Origin of the sequence: Enterococcus nangangensis (assembly GCF_005405245.1) — a bacterium.
Taxonomy (GTDB): Bacteria; Bacillota; Bacilli; order Lactobacillales; family Enterococcaceae; genus Enterococcus_J; species Enterococcus_J nangangensis.
Window position 1 is genome coordinate 1 of record NZ_BJDR01000050.1, and the last position, 2303, is coordinate 2303.

Annotated in this window: 2 protein-coding genes; one reads left to right on the forward strand and one right to left on the reverse strand. The window is 39.7% G+C overall.

All coding sequences use genetic code 11. From position 1 onward, the window contains the following. Nucleotides 1-166 precede the first annotated feature (166 nt). The gene (locus tag FFM57_RS09750) at nt 167-1258 is read right to left on the reverse strand and encodes a DUF871 domain-containing protein (protein WP_137600326.1); all 1092 of its coding nucleotides are present in this window, start codon (nt 1256-1258) and stop codon (nt 167-169) included. 175 nt (nt 1259-1433) lie between these two features. On the opposite strand from FFM57_RS09750, the gene FFM57_RS09755 reads away from it, so the two are divergent. Continuing rightward, nucleotides 1434-2180 carry a peptidylprolyl isomerase gene (locus FFM57_RS09755; protein ID WP_137600327.1) on the forward strand — a complete coding sequence of 249 codons (747 nt, stop codon included), beginning with the start codon at nt 1434-1436 and terminating at the stop codon, nt 2178-2180. Nucleotides 2181-2303: the final 123 nt, after the last annotated feature.

Genomic DNA, 2303 nt, shown 5'->3' on the forward strand with positions numbered 1-2303 from the left:
TTTGTGGTTAAAAACATTGTACCGTATCAGGCACTCATATGGCCTTTTCTTTTTACACAATTATATGGACTTTATCTGAAATTTTTCTAAAGTACTTTAGTGGGAATATTAACTAAGAGAAAAAAAGTTTTTCCCCGCAGCCGCAGGAAAAAACTTTTTTTGTTTACTATTTATTTTCAATCAATTTAAAGGACGACCACGGTTTTAAGAAACCTAATAAGAACATTTCGTCAGCCGCAATTTTTCCCACGACGTTGACTCGACCATCATTTTTCATTTCTTTTAAGGCGATTTGGGTTTCCCCTTTGTATTGCCCGTAGCCAACATTGTCAATCAGGACATCGCCTCGTTTCATATCCAGCGTATTGTGGGCTGGGAAAGGTTTGTCTTTGTAATAAATTCTAGTCATGGTGGAGCGCAAAATGTAATCTGAACGATCCCCCCGATAGCTGTGAAGATTGTCAAACAACACAATGCGTTCATCGTCAGTAACATCTTCAGCAACATCGACTTTCAAAGATGGAAATTCAGCATTAAAGGCTTCTGCCATGGCTTTCAGTTCTGCTTCTGAAGCATAGGCATTGCCGATTAAAATGTCGTCAATGAGACCTGTTAAGAGCAAATGTTTCACTTGGGTAGCAATTTCTAAGTCCCGGTGGTCTTCTAGCGAGCACAAACCATCTTGAGTTGGCCATGGTCCAAACGTCGCATCGTGCGAATTGACAAAAGCCATGGTATTTAAATTATATTTACGGAACTTTTCACTACAGAAAACAAAATGGTCATAGCCTAGACCAGAATAACGATGCGGATAAAAATTGTGGGAACCTAACAAGTTATTGGTGTTCGGTGAGTAAGACATAATATTATCCACATAGCTAGTTCCTTGGCTCATGTTGATTTCGATTTTAATGTTGTAAGGATTGCGGGTCATCCGTGCTTCTTCGGCTCCTGTAAAGCCTACGTCTAAGCGCACGCCATATGCCCCCATTTTGTGGAAGAAAGATAGATCATCATAAGAAATTTCCAATTGTTCAAATAAGCCAGGGTTAATGTCCACCATGACTTCCATCCCTAATTCATTGGCGTAGTCCACCGATTTTTTGAAGTCAGCTAAGACCACGTCTTTGTCGCCGTCAATTTGTAAGAGACTGGTGAACACGCGGATAAACCCATACTTGTGTGCTAAGTCTAAATACGCTTTGTCCTTTTCAAAAGTTGAACGTTCCGGATAAATTGAAATGCCTAATTTGCCCATGATAAACCTCCTTAAGTAATTTGCAAGCACTTTCAGTATAACAAACTCTGAAAAAAAGGTCTAGACAGATCGTTTTAAAATAAAGTGTGAATTATTTATGAAATTTTTCGCCAAGGCTAGCCAAGGAAGTTTCCCTTTGTTAAGATTAACTTGACTATGATTAAAGGAGAATCTCATGCAAAAAAAATCAATTTATTTAGGTTTATCATTTTTGGCGCTATTAAGCTTAGCAGCTTGTAGTAATAGCAACAACACCGCTTCCAGTGAAACAATCAGCTCCACAGCAAGCTCCACTTCCTCATCTTCCATGAGTAAAGAAGAATTGAACGCCTTAGACTTACCACAACTTTCTACGGACGTTGCCGAAAACGAAGACTTGGTGGAAATGGTTACTTCCATGGGGAGCATCAAAATTAAACTTTTCCCTGACCTTGCACCAAAAGCTGTCGAAAATTTCATGACCCATGCTAAAGATGGCTACTACAACGGCGTAACTTTCCACCGCGTGATTCAAGACTTTATGATTCAAGGGGGCGACCCTGACGGCACTGGTTCCGGTGGCGAGAGTATTTGGGGTGAAGGCTTTGGCGTCGAAACTTCTAAACAACTTTTCCATATTCGCGGAGCTTTATCCATGGCCAATACCGGTCAAGAAAACTCCAATGGCTCACAATTTTTCATCGTCCAAAATACCGCCGACCAACACGATGGCTTACTAGATACAAAATATCCGCAAGGCATCATTGACGCTTATAAAAATGGTGGTTATCCTTCTCTTGATGGGGGTTACACTGTCTTTGGTCAAGTGATTGAAGGCATGGATATTGTCGATAAAATTGCTGCAGTAGAAACTGATGACAACGACAAACCAACAACGGATGTCACGATCAATCAAATTAACATCTTGCAAGAAGCAAAATAATTTTTAAGTTAAGGAAACAAAATAAAAAGCAAACGTCCGAGGAAAAATGGGTCTATGATATCTGGTGTTGTTACACAGAAATGTGTAGGAACACCAATATTTTTTTACACAAAAAGACATCTG

What these genes read in the sequence shown, in the direction of transcription:
- FFM57_RS09755 (WP_137600327.1), top strand. Translation starts at nt 1,434, where the DNA reads ATGCAAAAAAAATCAATTTATTTAGGTTTATCATTTTTGGCGCTATTA.
- FFM57_RS09750 (WP_137600326.1), bottom strand. Translation starts at nt 1,258, where the DNA reads ATGGGCAAATTAGGCATTTCAATTTATCCGGAACGTTCAACTTTTGAA.